This window comes from Streptomyces sp. NPDC046261 (genome assembly GCF_040646235.1).
Lineage (GTDB): Bacteria > Actinomycetota > Actinomycetes > Streptomycetales > Streptomycetaceae > Streptomyces.
In genome coordinates, this window is sequence record NZ_JBEYZU010000003.1 from 31181 (window position 1) to 52464 (window position 21284).

The 21284-nt window shown below is 72.9% G+C and carries 11 protein-coding genes; 2 read left to right on the top strand and 9 right to left on the bottom strand.

The features are described from left to right. Positions 1-31: 31 nt before the first annotated feature. Complete coding sequence (locus ABZ956_RS07005; RefSeq protein ID WP_361888125.1) at positions 32-523, bottom strand: Rieske (2Fe-2S) protein; 492 nt, start codon at positions 521-523, stop codon at positions 32-34. Between the two features lie 371 nt (positions 524-894). Here ABZ956_RS07005 and ABZ956_RS07010 point away from each other — a divergent pair, with 371 nt between their 5' ends. Then, positions 895-1629 carry a dienelactone hydrolase family protein gene (locus ABZ956_RS07010; RefSeq protein WP_361888128.1) on the top strand — a complete coding sequence of 245 codons (735 nt, stop codon included), beginning with the start codon at positions 895-897 and terminating at the stop codon, positions 1627-1629. Here ABZ956_RS07010 and ABZ956_RS07015 read toward each other — a convergent pair. The 5 genes from ABZ956_RS07015 to ABZ956_RS07035 form a co-directional block, all read right to left on the bottom strand. Continuing rightward, positions 1619-2698, bottom strand: coding sequence for a class I SAM-dependent methyltransferase (locus ABZ956_RS07015; protein ID WP_361888131.1), 1080 nt, complete (start codon positions 2696-2698; stop codon positions 1619-1621). The two genes, ABZ956_RS07010 and ABZ956_RS07015, sit on opposite strands and share 11 nt — an antisense overlap. Positions 2699-2746: 48 nt before the next feature. Next, positions 2747-3988: a glycosyltransferase gene (locus ABZ956_RS07020; protein ID WP_361888134.1), complete on the bottom strand. Its 1242-nt coding sequence runs from the start codon at positions 3986-3988 to the stop codon at positions 2747-2749. A gap of 13 nt (positions 3989-4001) precedes the next feature. Next, positions 4002-4349 (bottom strand): acyl carrier protein, encoded by a 348-nt coding sequence (locus ABZ956_RS07025; protein ID WP_361888137.1) that lies wholly within the window; start codon positions 4347-4349, stop codon positions 4002-4004. A 66-nt stretch (positions 4350-4415) separates the two neighbouring features. Beyond that, the gene (locus ABZ956_RS07030) at positions 4416-9077 is read right to left on the bottom strand and encodes a beta-ketoacyl synthase N-terminal-like domain-containing protein (RefSeq protein ID WP_361888140.1); all 4662 of its coding nucleotides are present in this window, start codon (positions 9075-9077) and stop codon (positions 4416-4418) included. A gap of 2 nt (positions 9078-9079) precedes the next feature. Continuing rightward, positions 9080-15982, bottom strand: coding sequence for an SDR family oxidoreductase (locus ABZ956_RS07035; protein WP_361888143.1), 6903 nt, complete (start codon positions 15980-15982; stop codon positions 9080-9082). Between the two features lie 566 nt (positions 15983-16548). Here ABZ956_RS07035 and ABZ956_RS07040 point away from each other — a divergent pair. Then, positions 16549-17304: a dienelactone hydrolase family protein gene (locus tag ABZ956_RS07040; RefSeq protein WP_361888146.1), complete on the top strand. Its 756-nt coding sequence runs from the start codon at positions 16549-16551 to the stop codon at positions 17302-17304. A 461-nt stretch (positions 17305-17765) separates the two neighbouring features. Here ABZ956_RS07040 and ABZ956_RS07045 read toward each other — a convergent pair whose 3' ends face one another. The 3 genes from ABZ956_RS07045 to ABZ956_RS07055 all read right to left on the bottom strand — a co-directional run bounded on the left by ABZ956_RS07045 (position 17766) and on the right by ABZ956_RS07055 (position 20969). Next, positions 17766-18104, bottom strand: coding sequence for a peptidoglycan-binding domain-containing protein (locus ABZ956_RS07045; protein ID WP_361888149.1), 339 nt, complete (start codon positions 18102-18104; stop codon positions 17766-17768). 260 nt (positions 18105-18364) lie between these two features. Beyond that, the gene (locus ABZ956_RS07050) at positions 18365-18742 is read right to left on the bottom strand and encodes a hypothetical protein (RefSeq protein ID WP_361888152.1); all 378 of its coding nucleotides are present in this window, start codon (positions 18740-18742) and stop codon (positions 18365-18367) included. A gap of 769 nt (positions 18743-19511) precedes the next feature. Further along, positions 19512-20969 carry an amidase gene (locus ABZ956_RS07055; protein ID WP_361888154.1) on the bottom strand — a complete coding sequence of 486 codons (1458 nt, stop codon included), beginning with the start codon at positions 20967-20969 and terminating at the stop codon, positions 19512-19514. Positions 20970-21284: the final 315 nt, after the last annotated feature.

Sequence of the window (21284 nt, forward strand, 5' to 3'; positions counted from 1 at the left end):
GTACGGGCGTGGCGGACCGCCCGTACGCCGCTCAGCCCAGGGTCAGGGAGTCGCCGCTGACGGAGATCCGCTCCGGCGGCAGGGGCTTGGTCGCCGGGCCGCCTCGCACGCTGCCGTCCGTGACGGAGAACGTGCTGTTGTGACAGGGGCAGGCGATGGTCCCGTTCGCCACTTCCTTCACCAGGCACCCCTGGTGTGTGCAGACCGCCGAGAACGCCTTGAACTGTCCCTTCGCCGGCTGGGTCACCACCACCTTCCGCTCCGGGAACACCTTCCCGCCGCCCACCGGAATGTCCGCGGTCCGGGCCAGCGCCTCGTCCGCGTTCGGCTTCCCGCTCGCCCCGGCGGTCGACCCGGCCGTGCCGGACCCCTCCGCTTCCGGAGCCGGCTGCGAGGTGTCCGGCTTCTTCTCGCCCCCCGAACCTCCGCACGCGGCGAGCACGGCGGCCAGAGAAGCGGCTCCGGCCGTCGCGACGACGGTGCGCCGGGTCGCTCCGGCCGGGGCGGGTGACGAATGCGTCATGATCGATCCCTCGCTGTTCGTTCCAGGAGTCGTTCGTTCCGGAAGTCGGCTGGTTCGAGGAGCCATACGGTTCGCACCCCTGCGGCGTTCAACGGCCGAGCAACCCGGGGCGACACCACCCGAAGCCACGGCGACCCGTTACGTCATGAAGTCGCCGTCGTTGGCGTCGGCTTCGTTCGGTGGGCTATGTTGCGGGGATGACTACCGGGACGGCATTGCGCCACACACGGATGGGTGACCCGGTGCTCTCCTGAGCCCCGTGCGGGCCGGTGCGGGCCCGGTGTTCGATAGAGGATCTTGCGTTGCCGCGCGGGCTCCGCCTCCGTCGTGTTGATCAAAGGCTCGACACATCAACCACGACAGGAGGATTCATGCCCACCAAGATGCTGCGGATTCCCACCGCCGACGGCCAGGCCGATGCCTTCGCCGCCTTCCCCGACCATGGTGAGCGGCACCCAGGGGTGCTGATGTACGCGGACGGCTTCGGCATCCGGCCGGTGCTGCGGGAGATGGCCCGCGAACTGGCCGGGCACGGGTACTTCGTGCTCGTTCCCAACGTCTTCTACCGGCACGGCCCGGCACCGGTGATCGAACTGCCCGAGCACATCGGAGAAGAGGCCCGGCCCGCTGTCTTCGACCAGCTGATGCCCTTGATCGAGGCACTCACCACCGAACGTGTCCTGCGTGACGCCGACGCCTACGTCAGGTTCCTCACCACCCAGCCCGAGGTCAGCGCCGGACCGGTCGCGGTGACCGGCTACTGCATAGGCGGGCTCCTGGCGGTGCGCACCGCCGCAGCCCACCCCGGCCTGGTGGCCGCCGTCGCCGGATTCCACGGTCCCGTGGGCGCGGACGGGCCCGACGCCCTCGCCGCGATCACCGCCCGGGTCCACTTCGGCCACGCCGAAGGCGACCTGACGCCCGACGCCCTCGGCGAGCTCAACCGGGCCCTGGACGCCGCGGGTGTCGACTACACCTCCGAGATCTACCCGGGCACCATCCACGGCTTCACCATGTCCGACACCGACGCCTTCAACCCCGCCGCACTGCGACTTCACTGGGACCGCCTGCTCCCCCTGCTCGACCGCACGCTGGTCAACAGCTGAGGCGCCGGCCCAGAGGTTCCCGGCGTGCCAGGATCCGGTACGCGTCGGTCACGCGTGCGCTGGACGGCAGGAGCCCCGTGAGCGCGTCGGCGGCCTTCGCCGCGAGGAGCAGGGGGGTCGCGCCGAGCAACATCGCCTTGCGGGCCGCCTTCCGCAGGCGGGTCGGCGCGGCGGGGAACCAGGGCGCATCGGGGGCGGGGGCGGCGTTGTGCACGCGGAGGTAGGTGGAGTACAGGAAGTTGACGGGCCCGTCGAAGTTGCAGCGCTCCTGGGCGACCACGGTGAATCCGAGGTCCTCCAGACGGCGCCGGAGATTGGCCATGGGCATCAGATGCAGGTGCTGCGGCTGGAACCAGGGCATCCACCAGCGGCCCAGGATGTGGCCGAACCGGCATTCGGGGTCGGGTACTTCGATGAAGAGATGACCGCCGGGAGCGACCACCTGGGCCGCGGCCCGCAGCTCTCGCAGCGGATCGACCGTGTGCTCCAGGTAGTGCTGCATGCTGACCACGTCGTACGCGCCGGCCAGTTCGGCGGCCAGTTCCGGGAACAGGCCGCGGTGGGCGCGCTCGATCCATCCCCGCCGGACGGCCAGCTCGACGCCTTCGGCCCGGTCGAGGCCGTCGAAGACCGTGCCGGGAAAGCGGTCGGCCGCGGCGGCGCAGAAATGGCCGTGTCCGGTACCGATGTCCAGCCACGTCTTCGGCTGGATATGGTCGGCCACGAACGCGGCGCGCTTCTCGTACGCCCGCCGCAGGCTCCCCGCGGTCTCCCTGGCTCGTTCCTCCCAGAAGCCGTCGTAGAAGTCCCGGTAGTAGAAGTCCAGACCGTCCTCGTTGAGCTGCGGGTTCTGGAAGGTGTGGCCACAGTCCAGGCACTGGTCGAGGGTGAAGGTGCCCGGTTTGCGTTGCAGCAGGTCCGTAGTGCGGAGGCGTCGGCGGAGGTGTCCGGCGTCGCACCAGGGGCAGGTGGTCCGGGGCGCGTGCAGGAACCGGTCCATGCCCTCGGCAAGGGCGTCACGGTAGGAGGCCCGCTGCTCAGGAGTGGGTGGCGGCGAGGATGGGCGCATGGGTGAACTCCCTGGGGAGGACGGGGGCGGGGGTGGTCGAGGCGCTGGTCACAAGGCTTGGGCCCGTACCACCGCGGAGCGGGCGGCGAGGCGTTCGAGGTGGGTCGCCGCGGAGGCCGCGCCTCCCGCCGCGCGGAAGGAATCCCCCACGCGCCGGGCCGCGGCCCGGTACCGCGGTTCGGCGAGGACGGCGTCGAGGGCCGCGCCGATCCGGTCGGCGTTCGCGTGCCGGAACCGGATGCGCAGCCCGGCCCCCGCCCGGACCACCTGGGAGGCAATCACGGGCTGGTCGTAGCGGATGGGTGCGATGACGAGGGGCAGTCCGTGCCAGAGCGCCTCGCAGACGGTGTTGTGCCCGCCGTGGCAGAGCACCGCCGAGCAGCGCGCCAGCAGAGCGAGCTGGGGCACGTGCGGCAGGACGATGATCCCGTCACCTGTGTCGCGCAGGGTGCCGGACGGGTCGGCGATCACCGCTTGGACCGCGTCGGACCGGTCGCGGATCGCCACGGCGCAGGCCGGCAGGAAGTGCGCCCCGGCGTCGCCGCTCACCGTGCCGAGGGTGATCAGCACGGTGGGGCGCGCGTCGTCCAGGCGGTGCCAGGGGAAGCCGCCGGGGGAGGGGCGCGGGGCGATCGACGGTCCGACCAGCCGTACCCGCGGGCCGAAGTGCCCGGCCGGGCCTGCCAGGGCCTCGGTGGTGAACAGCAGGACAAGCCGGTCCGAACGGCGCGGATCGGATCGGCTGCCCCGTGCGGCCGTGCGTTGTCGCAGGCGCTGGACCCGCTCGTCGGCCCATGCCCGCAGTTGTGGCGTGCCCGTGAGCGCGGTGAACTCCGCCGACGTGGTCGCCGAGGTGGCCCAGGGGACCCCCAGCTGGTCGGCCACCAGACCTCCTGCGAGGGCCTGCTGGTCGGCGACGAGCACGTCCGGGCGGAATTCCCGTACCGCTGCCCGGACCCCAGGTGCCATGGCCTCCGCGAGCGGCTCCAGGCAGTCTTCCCACAGGGACCTCAGCGCCGCCGCGCCCCGTTGCCCCCAGGGAGGAAACGACGCCCCTGGACCGGGACTTCCCGGCTCCGGCGCTCCCGGGACGACGGTGCCGACGGATCCCGGTGCCCCCGGGGCGGCGCAGGGGAAGACGGTCGCTCGCGTCCCCACCAGCGGCTCCACGGCGTACGGCGGACCCGCCCAGGCGACCCGGTGGCCGCGCCGGACCAGTTCCGCCGCGACACCGACGGTGGGGTTGACGTGTCCGGCGAACGGGGGCACGACGAACAGGAAGCCGCTCATGGCCTGCCGCTCCTCATACCCGGCGCTCCGCCGCCCCGGCCGCGTCCTCGTGGAGGCATGAGACGACGTAGTCGACGATGTCGCCGACCGTGAGGTACATGATCTGGCTGAGGTCGAGTCCCGCGAAGTAATCGGCTGGATTCACCCTCTCCCCGTAGGCCGCGGCGAGCCTGCCGCCTAGGTCCGCGAAGTCGATGCTGACCATGTCCAGGTCCTCGTGGAGCATGGTCTCCCTGGTGATCTCCCCGTCGTGGAAGTCGTCCACGGGCCCCCCGAGAATGGCTCCGATCATTTCGAGGACCTTCTTGAGTACCAGGGTCTCGTCCTCGGGAATCGTCGGACTTGTCGGTTCGTCGTTCATGCCGTCCCTCTCTCCCGGATCCCTTGCCGCATCGCCTCGTCGACCGCTTCTGCGGTCACTTCCCGGTCACTTCCCCGTCACTTCCCTGGCCGCTTGCCCGGGCATCTCGTCCGTCGTGCCGGTCGTCCACGCGACGACGTAGTCCCTGGCGGTCAAGCCGGGAGGGTTGCCGATGCTCCGGCACCGCACGGACCAGGCGTGTCTCCCTGCCGCCGTCATGAGCCCGTCCGGGCCGACGCCGAGGACCGTGAAGTCCCGGGGGCTGCCCCGCAGGCCGGTACCCTCCGCCTTGGCCACCGCTTCCTTCGCCGCCCAGAAGCGGGTGAACCACAGGGCCTCCGGTTCACCGGTCTCCGCGCAGGCGGAGGCGAGCAATCGGCGTTCATCCGGCGTCAGGGCGAACTCGTGCAGGTGTACAGGCCGTTCGGTGACCTCTTCGACGTCGATGCCCACGCCACCCGGTCCGCGGGGGCCGCGCTGCCGCACCAGGGCCACGGCGGTCTCGGCGCAGTGGGCGAGCGATACATCGAGTTCGGGCAGGGTCCGGCCGTGCACTCCCGTGACGTACGGTCTGCCCCGTTCGTCGTTGGCCACCTGGATCTCGGCGGGGAAGACCGGCCCTTCGCCTCCTTCCCACAGCCGCTGCCGCACCGCGTCCTTGACCGCGATCCGGCCGAGCAGCCACTGTCCTCGGCCGCGCGGGGGCTGCCGCTCGTAGGCGTGCCGTTCGGCGCGGGCCAGGTGGTTGCGCATGACCAGGTCCCGGGAGGCGCTGTCGTGCCACCACGCGTGGAGCAGGCTCCAGCCCCCGGGTTGCGGGCGGGACAGGGTGTGACGTTCGGGGAAGCGTTCCACCTTGCGGGTCTCGGGCAGGTTGTCGAAACGCCGGTCCTGCCAGCCGGTGAGCTCGGCCCACACCCGGCCGCCTGTGACGAGCCGCGCGTCGGCCTCGAGCATGGTGTCCGTCAGCGAGACGATCCTGACGAGGCATTCCACCGGGGTGCCGGGTGCCGGGTGGGGGCCGGCGAAGCGGATGTGCCGGATGCCCACGGGGAGCACGGCGACCCGCTCGGCCCGGCTCGCCATGATCCAGTAGCCGATGAGCTGACCGACGTTGTCCAGCAGCGCGCCCGGCGTGGCAGAAGCGGAAATGACCCCGCGCACATGCTGTTCACCGATGGCCGTGATGTCGGTGAGGCCCTGGAACGACGGGCCGTGGAACATCCAGCGCTCGTCGTAGATCTGGGCCGCCGTGTGCTCGGGGGTGCGTTCGGCTGCGGGCTCCGGGTGTCGTACACCCCCGCCGGCCTCCGGGTACCGCGGCGCGAGCTCGACGGTCGCCCGCGCACTCCGGCCGAAGGAGACGTCGAACCTGTCCGCGCCGTCCGGCGACGGCGTCCCCGTGATGGGTACGTCGACGGGCTCGGCGGCGGCCACCCACTGATCGAAGCGCACGTGCTGTACGGCGACCGCCCGCATGCCCGGGACGGCTCGTTCCGCCGCCCGCATGAGGTGGTGGACGATGGTGGTGCCCGGAACCACGGGTCTTCTGTCGTCCAGATCGGGCCAGCCGGGCCGCTGGTGGATGAAGCAGTGGTCGATCAGGTACGGCATCGCCTGGACGGAGACGGTCAGCACCGTCCGCCATCCGTGGCCCGGCGCGACGGCGCCGCCCGGAGTGGCGGAGTCGCCCCGCGCGGAGGCCTTGCCCGGCGTCGTCGCGTCGATCAGCGCGGCGGCGGTGGCGGCCGTCTCCCGGATGAGCGCGGCGAGCTCGGCGGCAGGAGGGAAGCGCCCGGCGGCCTCCTCCAACGCGGTGACGCAACGGCCGACGGAATCGGCGCCGGGTTCGCCGGAACCCGTTGCGGCGGTGCGCGTGAGCGCGAGGTCGCGGCGCAGCTCCGCCAGGTCCTGCTCGTTCAGGGAGACGAGTGGGCTGCCCAGGGCGAGCCGGGTCGGCGCCTGGAGGGTGACATCGGTCGGGTGTTCCCGCCGGTGGACCGTGGCGGCACCGACACCGACACCGGCACTGGCACCGGCTGCGGGCGGCAGGGCGGGGTCGACGCCGGCGCCATGGGTCCACAGGGCCAGGGCCACGCGACGGAGCTGGGCGAGTCCGTCCCTGCGGGGCGAGTCGGCGGCCACGGCCAGGTGGTCCCGGCCCTCCAGCGTGGCGGAGACGAGCGAGGTGAGCTGTCCGGTGCCGACCTGGACGAACGCGCGGAACCCCGCGTCGTACAGGGCCTCGACGAGCGACCGGAAGCGCACCGGCTCCAGCAGGTGCCGGACGAATAGCTTCCGTACCTCCGCCGGGTCCGTGGGGTACGGGGAGGCGGTCGTCGCCGACCAGAGCGGGACAGCGGGCGGCGCCAGCTCCAGGCGCTCCGCCTCGGCGGTGATCGGTTCCAGCCACGGGGCCAGCATGGGCGTGTGGAAGCCCGACTGGAACGGCAGGACGCGCCCGAACACCCCCTTCGCGCGCAGCGACAGGACGACCTCTTCGACCTGGGGGAGGGGGCCGCAGATCACGCACTGGCTGGGTGCGTTGTCGTGGGAGAGGACGACGCGCCCGTCTCCCCGTACCGCCAGCGCGGCCTGCGCCTGCCGGGCCGAGGTGCCCAGCACCGCGAAGGCGAGGCCGGGCACGCGCAGCCGGTCGGGGTCGAAGGCGGCCAGGAGTTTGTCGACGGCCTCCTGCGTGTACATGCCGGCCATCGCCATGGCGTTCCACTCGCCGGCGCTGTGGCCGGCGACGGCATCCGGGAGGATGCCCATCCGCCGCAGCGCGCCGTCGAGGAGGCGGCCGAGGGCGAACACCTCGACCGCATGGCGCCCGAGATCGCCGACGGGCGCCCCCGCTCCGGACGGGCGGCCGACGGCGGGCGGCAGGGGCAGGCCGAAGTACTCGGCGATCCCGTCGGCCCGGGGCGCGAACTCGGCCTCCAGGCCGGGGAAGACGAACGCCATCCTGCCCGTGGTGCCGGGGCCCAGGAGCGGGACGGGCGCGTACCAAAGGTCGTTGCGGCCGCGACAGGGACGTTCCCCGGCCACCACGCGTGCGGCCAGCGCGCGCCGCTCGGGGGTCGGGTTCACGAGGCCGAGCCGGACCCGGCCAGTGCCCCGGGGGGCCGCCGCGGCGTGGCCCGCGCGGGTCAGCAGGTCGTTGAGTTCCCGCGGGGTGTCCGCGGCCAGGGCCAGGACGCGCTCCGGCTCGCTCACGCCGATCGCGGGCCCGCGGGTGTGCTGATTCCGCGGATTCTGCTCATTTCGTTGTTCTCGTTGTTCTCGCTGTTTCCGTTGTGTTCGCGTACGGGTGGCGGGCGGCGGTTCTTCGAGGACGACGTGGGCGTTGATGCCGCCGAAGCCGAAGGCGTTGACGGCGGCGCGGCGTGCGGCCGGGCCGGGGCCGTCCTCCCACGGCTCCGCCGTGCCCGTGACGCGGAACCGCGTGCCGACCAGCGCCGGATGGGGATCGTCGCAGTGCAGCGTGGGTGGCAGTACCCCGTGGTGGATCGCGAGGGCCGCCTTGACCAGCCCGGCCGCTCCGGCGGCCGGCATGGTGTGGCCGATCATCGATTTCACCGATCCGAGCACGGCGCGGTCGCCGCCCGTGGCGGGCCCGAACGCCTCGGTCAGGGTGGCTAGTTCGGCCGTGTCCCCGGCCGGTGTCGCGGTGCCGTGGGCTTCGAGGAGTCCGAGGCAGTGCGGTGCGCGCGGGTCGAGGCCGGCGGCTCGCCACGCCTGCCGCACGGCCCGTACCTGGCCGCCCGGGTCCGGGCTGAGGAGCCCGGAGGCGCGGCCGTCGCCGGACACCCCGGTGCCGCGGACGACCGCGTAGACGCGGTCGCCGTCCCGCTGGGCGTCCGCGAGGCGTTTGAGGACCACGACGGCCGACCCCTCGCCGATCAGGAGGCCGTCGGCGTGCCGGTGAAAGGGGCGGATGCGCTGGCTCGGCGAGAGGGCGCGCAACTGGCTGAAGACGCTCCACAGGGTGATGTCGTGGCAGTGGTGGACCCCGCCGGCCAGCATCGCGTCGCAGCGGCCGGTGGCGAGCTCGGCGACCGCCTGGTCGACCGCCACCAGGGACGAGGCGCAGGCGGCGTCGATCGTGTAGGCCGGGCCGCGCAGGTCGAGCCGGCTCGCCGTCCGTGACGCGACGAGGTTGGGCACGAGGCCGGCCGCCGCGTCCGGGCTGTCGGCGCCCAGACGGCGGGTGAACGCGGCCCGGACGCGCTCGAGCCGGCCCGGTTCCAGGTCGGGCAGCAGCTCGCCGAGGGTGTGCGCCAGCTGGTGGGCGAACCCCACGCGCTGGGTGAGACGGGCGAGCCCGGCTCCCAGGTAACCTCCGCGGCCCAGCACCACGCCCACCCGGTTCCGGTCGGGCAGCCGCTGCTCGCCGCCCGCGTCGGCCACGGCGGCCGCCGCCACGTGCAGCGCGAGCAGCTGATCGGGCTCTGTGCCGGGCACGGCAGCGGGCATGATGCCGCACCGGGCGGTGTCCACCACGGCGAACTCGTCCACGAATCCGCCCCGTCGGCAGTAGACGCGGTCGGCCCTGCGGGCACCGGCCGGGTCGTAGTAGCCGGCGTCCCACCGCTCTGCCGGGACGTCGGTGATGGCGTCCACGCCTGCCGTCAGGTTCCGCCAGTACGTCTCCAGATCGGGGGAGCCGGGCAGCAGCACGGCCATGCCGATGACGGCGACGGGCGGCGCCGGTGTGTGCGTCATGGTCACCGGCCCGGGGCGGTGTAGATGACGGCACCGGACCGGATGCCGCCCCAGGCGAGTTCGCGGAGCAGGGCCCGTGCGCCTTCGTGAGGGTCGATGAGGCCGACTCCGCGCCGGGCGTACGCGCGGCCGAGCTCCGGGGTGACCATCCCCGGGTGGGGGCCTGTGGGGGCCCATGGCCCCCAGTGGACGGTCAGGGCCCGGCCTCCCGTGCGGGCCGCCCATTGGGCCCCCAGCTCCTCCAGCGCGTCGTTGGCCGCCGCGTAGTCCGCCTGGCCCCGGTTGCCGAGCGCCGCGGCGACGCTGCCGAAGAGCACGACGAAGGCGGGCAGGGCAGGCAGCCCTTCGAGCGCGCCGAGCAGCGTGGCGGCGCCGTCCGCCTTGGTGGCGAACACCCGTTGGAAGGACTCGGCGGACTTCTGCGCGATCAGCCCGTCCTCGATCACGCCCGCACCGTGGACGACGCCGTCGAGACGACCGTACTCGGCATGGATCTCCTTGACCGCCCGGCACACGGCCTCGGGTTCCCGGACGTCCACCGGCCGGTACCGCACGCGGGCGGCCACGCCCCTCAACTCGTCCATCGTGGCGGCGATCTCGCGTCGTGCGAGGATGCGCGCGCTCTCCTCGCGGATCTGTGACGGCGTCAGGCCGCCGCGGGCCGCGAGTGCGCCGTACAGCGCCGCCGGGTCGCCCGCCGCGGCGATGGCGGGCTCCTCGTCCGGGTCGGGCCAGGGCGTACGGCCCAGCAGCTCGATCCGGCAGCGGGCGGCGGTCGCGAGGGCGACGGCGAACCGTGCCGTGATGCCGCGGGCCCCGCCGACCAGGACGACCACCGAATCGCGGTCCAGCCCGGCGGCGGCCGTGGCGTCGGCGTCGCTGTCCTGCCCAGCAAGGGCGGCCTCCGTGCGGACGATTGGGATCTCCCGCAACTCCAGGCCCTGCCGTCCGCCCGTGGTCCGGAGCACGACCGGGGCGTCCCGCTCGTCGGAAAGGATCTCCGCGGCGAGGGCCTCGGCCACAGCGGACGCGGGCAGGCCGGGCGACAGCTCCACGAGCCGGGACACGGCCCGCGGATACTCCCGGGCCACGGTGCGGAACAGCCCGCGCAGGCCGGCCGTGCGGGCGTCGTACGGCGCGGCGGCCCGGACGGTCAGCAGCCAGTGAGGGCCGCACCGCAGGGCGGCCCGGACGACAGGGTACGTACCGGGGAGGACCGGTAGGTCCGAGCCGGTCAGCGGGCCGAGGAGCACCGCGCCGTCCACAGGGCCGTCCCGCTCGCCCAGCAGGTGATCGGCCGGCAGGACCACGGTCCGCGCCCCGTGCCGCGCCAGCCGGGCCGCCAGCGCCGTGGCGACGTCGCCGGTTCCGAGCAGCGCGAAGCGGCGGCCGACGAGCCGGGAGGACGGCGCTGCCGCGGGAACCCCGCCCAGCGGTACGGGCCCGAGCCGGAACCGCCGCGGGACTCCGCCGGACGCCGGCACGGACGGCTGCGGGTTCCCATCCGGCGGGGACCCGGCGGCGATCTTTCTGATCAGCCATGCCGCGGTGGCTTCCGCGGTACGGACCTTGCCGAGCTGTTCCAGCTCCTCGTCGCTGAGGGCCGCCACGCCGTCGCCGGTGCCGAGGCCCGCGCGCTGGGCGAACTCGCCCGCGATCTCGGCCCGTTTGATGGAGTCGATGCCGAGATCGGCGTCCAGGTCCAGGCCCGGCTCGATCATGTCGAGCGGGTAGCCGGTGCGCCTGCTGATGACCTCCGACACCAGCTTCAGCGCGTCCGCCTCGGTCAGGGCCGCGGGCGGCGCGGCGGGGGCGGGCGCCACGGCCGCCGGCGCCGGACGTACGGGAGCCGGGACCGGACGCGGGGGCGCCTGGGCCTGGAGTGTCACGGGCTCCTTCGGCCCGGCGCCGAAGTACCCCAGCAGCACATCGCGCTGGGCGGCGATCATGTCCCTGCTCGTGCGCAGGAACTCGGAGACCAGCCCGTCCTTGTCGGCGTCCGCTCGTGGCTCACCCTCGTCGTACGGGGCCGTCACCGCCGGGGCGGCGATGCGCCGGGCCGGTGCCGGCCCGCCGGGCACGGGTTCACCGTCCCGGGTGCGGACCAGGTGACCGTCGACCGTCCAGCCCGGCCGCTCCTGCGGCAAGGGTTCGGCGTCGACGGCGTCACGGCCGCGGAACATCCAGCCGGTGCGCACCGGCAGCCCGGCGACCGCGAGCGCGGCCAGGGCGTCGAGGAATCCGGGCAGCTCGCGCCCGTCCTCCCCGGGCCTTCCCACGCAGGCGACGGCCCGGTGCGGCCGGCCGCTGAGGATCGACCGGACCTGGCCGGTGAGCACCGTGCCCGGCCCGGCCTCGACGAAGATCCTGGCCCCCGCCGCGTACATGGCCTCGATCTGCTCCGCGAAGCGCACCGGCGCACCGATCTGTGCGACCAGTTCCGCGCGCAGCACGTCCGGAGAACCGCCGTGCTCGGCGGCCGTCCGGTTGGACCAGACGGGGAACTCCGGCGCGCCCAGAGCCCGGCCCTCCAGCGCCTCGGCGAACCGGGCTCCGGCCGCCGACACGAGCGGGCTGTGGAAGGCGCAGCCCACCGGGACGCGGGTCGCGGCGCAGCCCGCGGCGCGTGCGGCCCGCACCGCCGCGTCGATCGCGTCCATCGGACCGGAGACGACGGTCTGGGCCGGGCCGTTGTGGTTGGCCACGACGACCCGGCCGGACAGGCCCGCTTCGGCGAGAGCGCGTTCGACGTCGGCGGGCGCGGCGGCGACCGCCGCCATGCCGCCCGGCCCGTCCTCGTGAGCCGCGGCGGCCGCGTGGATCGCGTTCGCCCGCTCGGCGCTCAGGTGCAGCAGGGTGCGGGCATCCATGACGCCCGCCGCGCAGAGCGCCACGAGCTCCCCGTAGCTGTGTCCGGCCGCCATGTCGGCCCGGATGCCGGCGGTTTCGAGGAGGGCGTGCGCGGTGAGGCCGACGATGCCCAGCGCCGGTTGGGCCGCCCGCGTGTCGGTGAGGCGGGCCTGGCGCTCTGCTCGCCGTACGTCGTCGAAGGCGGCCGGGGGGTGGAGGGCGGCGGCGTGTTCCCGGCCGAGGCCGAGGTGGCGCTGGAGCTCCGGGAAGGTGATGAAGAGGTCCGCGAACATGCCGGGGCGCTGACTGCCCTGGCCGGGGAAGAGGAAGGCGACCTTGCCGGGGTCCGTCCCCCTCCCCGGCTCCGCGACGTGGACGCCCGGTACGGGGCGGCCCCCGGCTGCCGGGCCGCCGGTCTCCAGGGTCCGGCGCAGCTTGCGCGCGAGGTCGTCGAGATCGGCTGCGACCAGGGCGACCTGCACCGGTTCCCGGCCGGCCTCGGCCGCGCGGGAAGCCGTCAGGGCCAGGTCGCGCAGGCGCCGGGGCCGTCCGGCCGCGTCGTTGGCCTCGGCCAGTTCCAGCATCGTCCCGACGGCGCGGAGGGCGGCGGGCAGGCCGCTGCCGCGGAAGAGGAAGAGCTCGGCCGGCCAGGCGTCCAGGCCGTGCCGCGGGGGCAGGCCCGCCTCGTGGGCGGCGAGCACCGCGTGGAAGTTGGTGCCGCCGAAGCCGAAGGCGCTGACCCCCGCGATCCGCCCGGCGGCCGGGACCGCCCACGGCCGGGGCCGGGTATGAAAGACGAAGGGGCTGTCCCCCTCCCGCCAGGAGGGGCCGGGCCGCTCCAGCCGCGCGGTCGGCGGTGTGACGCCCGTGTACAGCGCCAGGGCGGTCTTGACGAGGCCGGCCAGGCCCGCGGCGCATTTGGTGTGCCCGATCTGTGCTTTGACGGATCCGAGGGCACAGCTCTCCGGCCGTGCCCCGGCCGCGGTGAACACCTCGTCGAGAGTGGCCATTTCGGTACGGTCGCCGACGACGGTGCCCGTCCCGTGGGCCTCGACCAGCCCGACGTCGGCGGGTGAGACGCCGGCACTCCTGTAGGCCCGCTCCAGGGCGGCGCGCTGGCCCTGCGGGCACGGCGCGGTGAGACTGCTCGATCTGCCGTCGCTGGAGCTTCCCACCCCCTTGATCACGGCGTAGACGCGGTCGCCGTCCCGTTCGGCGTCGGCCAGCCGCTTGAGCACCACGCAGGCCACGCCCTCGCCGAGGACGGTCCCGTCGGCCGCGGCGTCGAACGGGCGGCACCGTCCCGTCGGGGAGAGCGCCTGCACGGAGGAGAAGAGGGCGTAGTCGGTGATGCCGTTGTGCAGGTCCGCACCCCCGCACAGGACGAGGTCGCTGCTGCCCGTGACCAGTTCCTTGCAGGCGGAGTCGACAGCGGCGAGGGACGAGGCGCACGCCGCGTCCACGGTGTAGTTCGCCCCGCCCAGGTCGAAGTGGCGGGCGATGCGTCCGGAGACGACGTTGGCCAGGATCCCGGGGAAGGAGTCCGCGGTGGGCGTGGGCAGTTGTTCCGCCAGGCCGGGCGGGACCGTGCCGTAGTACGAGGGCAGGACCGCGCGCAGGGTGTACGCGTGGGACAGCTCGCCTCCGGACTCGGCGCCGAAGATCACGGAGGCGCGGGAGCGGTCGAAGGGCCTGCCGCTGTCGCCCCGGCCGCCGTCGCCGTACCCGGCGTCGTCCAGCGCCCGGCGCGCGGCCTCGAGCGCGAGCAGCTGCACCGGCTCGGTGCTGCCCAGGGAGGCGGGCGGAATGCCGTAGCGCAGCGGGTCGAAGGGAATGCGCGGCAGGAATCCGCCCCACTTGGAGACGGTGGCCGCGCCGTGGTGGAGGGCGGGGTCCCAGCGGTCGGCCGGCACCTCGGTGACGGCGTCGGCACCGCTGAGCACGTTGGCCCAGAACGCGGCCATGTCGGGAGCGCCCGGGAACATGCAGGCCATGCCGACCACGGCGATGTCCAGCGGCCGGGAGACGGCCGCCCGGGACGTCTCCCCGGGCGGGCCCTCCTCCGGTACCCGGCGCAGCTCCTCGGCCCGCCGCTCCAGGTGGTCCGCGGCCCCTTCCGTCACGGCACGGTGCAGCGCTCCGACGCTGGTGACGCCCGAACGCAGCGCCGCGACGTCCCCGGCCATGAACAGGCCCTCGCGGAACTGCCGGTCCTCGCCCACCGGCACCAGTTCCCCACCGGGACCGCGTTCGACGCCCCTGCTGGCGAGCCGCAGCCGTCCGACATTGTGCCGCTCGAGGCTCTCCCAGCGCTGCCGTGCCGGCACACCCTGCGCCCGGAGCCGCTCCTTGAGCGCGCCGAAGCCCTCCGTGACGGGGGTCGTGAGGCACCGGGTGGCGTGGCCCGGCGCCGTCTCCAGCAGGGTCGTGCGGTGCGCCGCCAGCATCTGCCGCTGGAAGAGCGGCTGCACGGCGCCGCAGGCGACGGCCTCTTCCGTGAACAGGTAGGCCGTCCCCATCAGCAGCCCCACCGCGACGCCGTGCCGGATCAGCGGGGCGGCCAGGGCGGCGACCATGGCGGCGGACCGCTCGTCGTGGATGCCGCCGGCGAAGAACACCTCTACGCGGCCTTCCCGGCTACCGGCGCCGGCTGCTTCCTGAGCGCCCTGTCCCCTGTGCCCGGCCAGGAAGTCCGCGAGCACCGCGGTCTGCGCCTCCCACAGCGGAAAGCTGTTCCGCGGTCCGACATGACCGCCGCACTCCGCGCCCTCGAAGACGAACCTGCGGGCCCCGGCTCGCAGGAACCGCCGCAGCAGGCCGGGTGAGGGGACGTGCAGGAACGTGGCGATCCCGGCCTCTTCGAGGGCGGCGGCCTGGGCGGGCCGCCCGCCCGCGATGACGGCATGGCTCGGCCGTACCTCCCGGATGACATCGAGCTGGGCATCCCGGATCTCCTCCGGTGCGAAGCCGAGCACGCCCACGCCCCAAGGACGCCCGGTGAGGGCTGCCGCGGTGTCGCACAACAGAGCGCGCACCCGGTCCGGCGGTGCCAGGGCGAGCGCGATGAACGGAAGCCCGCCTTCCGCGGCCACGGCGGCGGCGAACGCGGGCCGGTCGCTCACCCTGGTCATCGGCCCCTGTGCGACGGGCAGCCGGACGCCCAGCGCCTGGGCCGACGCCGAACCGGGTCGCAGCGCGGAGGCGGCCGTTCCGTCGTGGAGGCCGTCCTCGATCTCCTCCGAGAGGGCCCGGACGGTCCGGGCCACAGTCTGCCAGCGGTCGGCGAAGTCGGAGGCCAGGAAGCCATCCTGACCCACCGGCAGGTGCCCGGCGCGTCGATCGCGGCGCAGCAGCTCTCGGCGACCGTCGACGACGACGGTCTCCGAACCGTCCATCGCGCGGATCTCGGCCGCCGCCCGCCCGTCGAGGCCGGACTCGGCCAGCAGGGCGAGCTGGCTGTCCAGCACGACTCCGGCCGCCCCACCGGCGACGGCCGCCGCGGCGGTCCGCGGTCCGATGCCGCCGCAGGCCCACACGGGGACGGTCACTCCCGGCTCGCCGAGCACCTGCTGCAGGAGCACGAACGTGCCGACCGCGCCGACCCTGCCGCCGCTCTCACCGCCTCGCGCGATGAGGCCGTGCGCCCCGGCCCGTACGGCGGCCAGGGCTTCCTCGACGGTGGTGACCTCGACCAACACCCGGTACGCGCCGGTCGCCTCGCGGACCGGCCAGTCCGCCCCCACGCCGAGCACCACCGTGTGCGGGCCGGCCCCGCCCCCGGCCGGCCCCGGCGCGAGATCGGCGGGCACGAACCGGCACTCGGCACCGAGCCGTACCCCGTACCGCCGCCCCGCGGCCCAGCGCCGAACCCGCTCCAGCTCCTCTCCGGCCCGCCGACCCCCCGTACCGAGGTCGAGCACGCCGAGGCCGCCGGCCCGGGTGAACGCCGCGACGAGCCGGGCGTCGGGCACGCCGAAGGGGCTGATCCCGATGAGCACGTCACGGAAGGACGCATCGGACACGGAGACACTCCATCCGCAAGGGGAGACCGGCATTCCAGGACAGCCCATGTGAGATGTCCGCGACAGAGCGCACACAGAGCGCACACAGGGCGCGTATGCGCACAAGAGAGGGCACACCGGCCGTACGCGGATGACGCGGGTGCGGGGGCGAGGGCGGATGGACGGCTCCAGCGATCTCCCGGGGCAGGGGGCGGGGAGGCTGCGAGTGTGTGTGCCTTGGCCGCTCCGCGGCCGTCGGCGGGGGCGGCGCTGCTGCCGGCGATCGAGGCGGAGCGGCGGGAGTTGGGAGCTCGACGTCGACTTCACCCCGCTTCGCGAGCAGGACCTGACCGCCGCCGGCCTCGACCAGGCCGCCTGAACCGTGAGATGCCTAGCTGGTGACACCCCTTCAGCTGCCGGGCCGGTATACGCCAGAATCCTGCCGCTTGGGTCAGCTTCCAACACCGTGGCCTGGGCAGGTGATCCGATAGCGCTGCCGTGGGAACGGGGTTTTGACGCTCCTTGTGAGTCATCGCCGTATTTCAGAGGGACATCCGCGCTGTTCTGCCAGCGGTGAACCCCGGCCCGACCTCGCTCGACGCTCACTAAGGTCCAGTCTCATGACGACGATTACCACGCGCACGGTCGAGTACCCGGCCGACGGTCTGACGATGATCGGGCACCTCGCACTCCCGGCCGGCGTCGACCGCCGGCCCGCGGTGCTGCTCGGGCCAGAGGGCATGGGGCTCAGCGACGTCGAGCGCCGCCGGGCCGATGCTCTCGCCGAGCTGGGATACGTAGCGCTGGCCTTCGACCTTCACGGCGGGCGCTATTTGGGTGACCCCGAGGAGATGCTGGCCCGTTGCATGCCGCTGCTCGCCAACCCCGACCGGATGCGGGGCATCGGTCATGCGGCGCTCGACGTGTTGCGCGCCGAACCGCGGACCGACCCCGACCGGATCGCCGCCGTCGGCTACGGCACCGGGGGCGCCATCGGGCTGGAACTCGGGCGCGACGGCGTCAACCTGCGCGCGATCGGGACAGTCAACGCGCTGACCACGGGCCGACCGGGCGAGGCGGCGCGCATTCGCTGCCCGGTGTGGGCCGGGGTCGGGTCGGAAGACCCGATCATGCCGCCCGCGCAACGGGACGCGTTCACCGCCGAGATGCAGGCCGCCGGCGTCGACTGGCGCCTCGTGGTCTACGGCGGCGCCTTGCACGCCTTCCACCACCCGCCGGTCGACCACCCCGTGGTCCCCGGCGTCGGCTACCACCCACGGCACGCGCAGCGAGCCTGGCGCGACGTCGTCGACCTGCTCTCCGAGTGCCTACCCGTGACGGAGGATCTGGTCAGTCCAAGCTCGGCCAACCGCTGACCAGCGCTTACCGGTTACTACGGCACATTTCTGGCGTGTTCCGGTCCCGTTCCTTCCTTCAACGCCGCAGGACGCCGACGACGCGCTCTCTGCCCAAGTCCGGGGTCCCCACGCAACCTTCGGGGTGACGAGGGGTGCCGACCCCACTTGGCGGAGCTCGGGAACGTCGCAAGCCCGCAGATGAGTCCCCGCGTGATCAGTTCGACGAGGGAAGGCATTCTCGGTTCCGCCGACAGTCCGGACATCGGTGTTTCATAGGTGGTCGCTCATGAAACACCCGGCCGGGCGGTCGTCGACCTGCGTTCCCGGCATAGGCGCGATCAAATGCCGCACCCTGCAATGGTTCTGGCGCCGGCCCGGCCGCGCCGGCTGGTCCGAGGGCGAGGGCGCGGACCGCTTCGTCCTGCTGCACCCGGGGCAAGCCTGGAGCCCGGGCGCAGCAGGGGGACGTCGGGAAGTGTTCAGACCGCCCGAAGAGAGGACCAGGTCTGGGGCCCGACGACGCCGTCCACCTTCAGCCCGCGCTTGTCCTGGAAGTAGACGACCCAGCTCTCCACGCGTGGTCCGAAAACGCCGTCCACCTTCAGCGGGGCGCCACCGTTCCAGCGGTTGATGATGCACTGGATTTCCTTGACCCGGTCACCACGGTCTCCGCGCCTGGTCGTCGCCTTGCCGTGGTAGAAGCCGCAGTGGGCTGCGGCCTTGGCCACCGACGTCGTGGCTGGGACGTGGGCCGCGGCCGGAAGCGAGGAGGCCGCGATCACGGCGGCACCGGCGACCGCGCCGAGAAGGTAGGTCATGCGTTGGATAATCATGATTATCCAACCCGGCAGGCACGAGATCGGTTACGCGGGGCATGGAAGCGTCCGGCGGGCCACCGTGACCATGCCCGCACCGGCGGCCAGGGCGGCGGCGCCGCCGAGGGCGCCGATGCTCATCCAGGCGTCCTCAGCTGCTGCCCGCTATTCGGCCCCAATGACACTCCGTCAGCAAGGCCAACTGTCCGGCCCAAAGTCCCCCGTTCGCCTCCGCCCATCGGGCGGAGGCGAACAGTAACGGACTACTGTGACAAGCTCAGGCTGAAGTCACCGAAGGTGTACGTCGTACCATTGGTGCCGGTGCGGAACGTGCCGCTCGCCTGCTCGTTCTCACCGGCACCGTCGTACTGGCCGCTGTCCACCCTTCCGGTGCCTGTGCTCTGGGCGTTGCCGCTGGTGCCGGTGGAGAGCCTCTCCAACCGCCTGCTCACATCGAGGGTGGAGGCCTGGCCGTCGCTGTAGCTGATGGTGTCCGTGGTGAAGGTCTCGGTCACCATCCCGCTGCCGCCGCCCACGGAGCCCGAGATGCGGATGGTGGCAGTGCGCCGGGAGCCACTGGGTTCGTCGCACGTGAGGTTGCCATTGCCGGTGACGCCCCCCGGCCCCGGGGTGACGTTCATGGTGATGCTGCCAAAGCAGAACAGGACTGAGACTTGCGCCCGTTCGGCGGCGACAGCCCCGCCGGACCCCGCCACACCGAGGGCCGCCGCTGCGGCGAGCGCCGCGATCCGGGAGATTCTTCGTCCTGTGGATGGCTTTTCGGCTACTGAGCATCGTGTGAGCCGCATTGTGCCCCCCTGCCGTAGATGCCGTCCCCGTTTCGACGGGGATGCATCCAGGGCAGCAGACACAGTAGCCCCATTGGGTCGACATCCACGCAATTCACCAAAAGGAGTGACCCTGGAACGCCACGCAGTCCCCCTCCCCACATTGCTGGTCCCGCGCGTGCCGAGCGCGTCCAGATCCGCGCGGCGCTGGCCGCTGAGCTTGCCGGCCCGCTGGTGGGTCTCAGCCTTGCTGAGCCCGGACAGGCCGGTGCTGTTCTTCCCGCCGGCCCAGCGCCCACGGCCGCGGCCGGTTCCGGCGCGCCGGCCGGGCCTTGGCATAGCGATCTTCTTGCCCCTGGCCGGCTTTCCGGTGGCGGCCTTCCGCGTCGGGACCCGCCTCCGCCCGTGCGGCGCCCTCATCAAGTCGACGAGGTTGGCCCCCTCCGAGGGCGCCGGCGCAGGCTCGACCTCCTGGCCCTCGGCCTTCGCCCGCACCAGCTCCTTCACCTGCTCGTGGTAGGTATCGCGGTACTGCTCCGGCTTCCAGCCGGTGGCCAGGGCGGCAGTTCATGTAGTCGTGCTGTAACACGGGTTCGCACCACGCCGGGTGGTGCGGGTCTGCTCATGGTGTCTTCGGTGCCTGGAAGCCGCCGATCTTCTGCTCGAGCAATTCGGCCAGCCGCAGCGGGGTGCGGTCCTCGAACATCGGACCGATGAGCTGCACTCCCACCGGCAGACCCTCGGGCGACCGACCCGCTGGTATTGCGGTGGCGGGTAGACCGGGCATCGTGGCCAGACCGGCCCATACGAGCTGGTCGAAGTACGGATACTCGACGCCGTCGATGTCGATCCGGCGTTTCCTCGGATCGGGGTTGTGGTCGTGCGGGAACGCGGGAGTAGGCGTGATGGGACAGACCACGGCGTCGAACTCGGCGAAGAACTGCCGCCAACCGTGGCGGTGGAGCTCGCGACGGCTGTTCGCCTCGATCCAGTCGCGGTGGCTGAACACCATGCCGCGCAGCATCGCCGCATCGAGACTCTGGTCGTCCGCGCTCAGTGCGGCGGCGCGGGACTGCAGCTGCTCGTACGCTTCGACAGGAAAACGTGCGACGGAGCCCGAAAACAGCAACTGCCTGTAGAGCATCGCGGCTTCGGTCAGATCGGGCAGCAGCGGACTGTGCCATTCGACGCGGGCGCCGCCGTCGACAAGCGCGTCGGCCACCCGGTTCACGCCCGCCCGCACGGCGGACCCGGTCGGAATGAACGGATGCTCGTCGACGACCAGGACCCGGAAGTCGCGGAGCCGTTCGTGGCGCGCGGGCGGCAGCGTCAGGTGGTACGCCGCACCGAGAGTCAGCGGGTCCGGTCCGGCCATGACGTCGAGCAGTAGCGTGAGGTCGCGAGCGGTGCGCGCCATCGGACCGACGACGGCGAGGTCCTGCTCGACCGGCAGGGCCGGCCCGGGCGGCGGGACCATGCCGCGGCTCGCCGCCAGCCCGAGTGTCGGCTTGTGCGCGTAAACGCCACAGAAATGCGCGGGGGTACGCAATGAACCCGCGATGTCGGAGCCGATGGACAGCGCGCCGAATCCGGACGCAAGGGCCGCCGCCGAGCCGCCGGAGGATCCGCCCGACGTACGACGGTGGTCCCATGGATTGTTGGTGGTGCCGTATATCTCGTTGAAGCTCTGTATGTCCTGCAGCCCCAGGGGCACATTGGTCTTTCCGAGCACCACCGCGCCCGCGGCCTTGAGCCGTGACACCTGCACCGCGTCCTCGGCCGGCACGAAGTTCCGGTGCGGCGGCATGCCCCAGGTCGTGGGCAGCCCCGCAATGTCGTACGACTCCTTGACCGTCACCGGAATGCCCAGCAGGGGCCGGTCCTCACCGCGGGCACGCGCCTGGTCCGCATCGTGCGCGGCGGCCCGTGCACGGTCGAAGTCCGGCACACAGATCGCGTTGATCGCATCGTCGTCCCGTTCAATACGGGCGATCGCTTCGTCGGTCAGTTCCGCCGAAGTCACTTCACCGGCACGCAAGGCAGCCGCGAGTTGTTCGGCCGTCGAAAGATTCCACTCCATGAATCCGACCGTATGGGCCTGTGGAAGAGGGCACGAAATGCCGCTTCGCACAACGGGGTGGATGTGCGACTGATCCAGCCGTTCCTTGAGCTTGGCGTTTCCGCTGTGAGCCTGTTGATCTGGGCTTGGCGGGGATCAGGGTCGATGACGCCCCACTCGTCGTCGGTGCCGCCCAGCGGATGTCCCACACACTGTGCACCACTCGACCGCATCACCGCCTGCGCCGGTCCGGCGGCGTGGTAGCGCTTTGCCGCACTGACAACCGATCGCTTAGTCCATACGGGGTACGCCGTGCGCTCGCGGACCTCCTGCGGG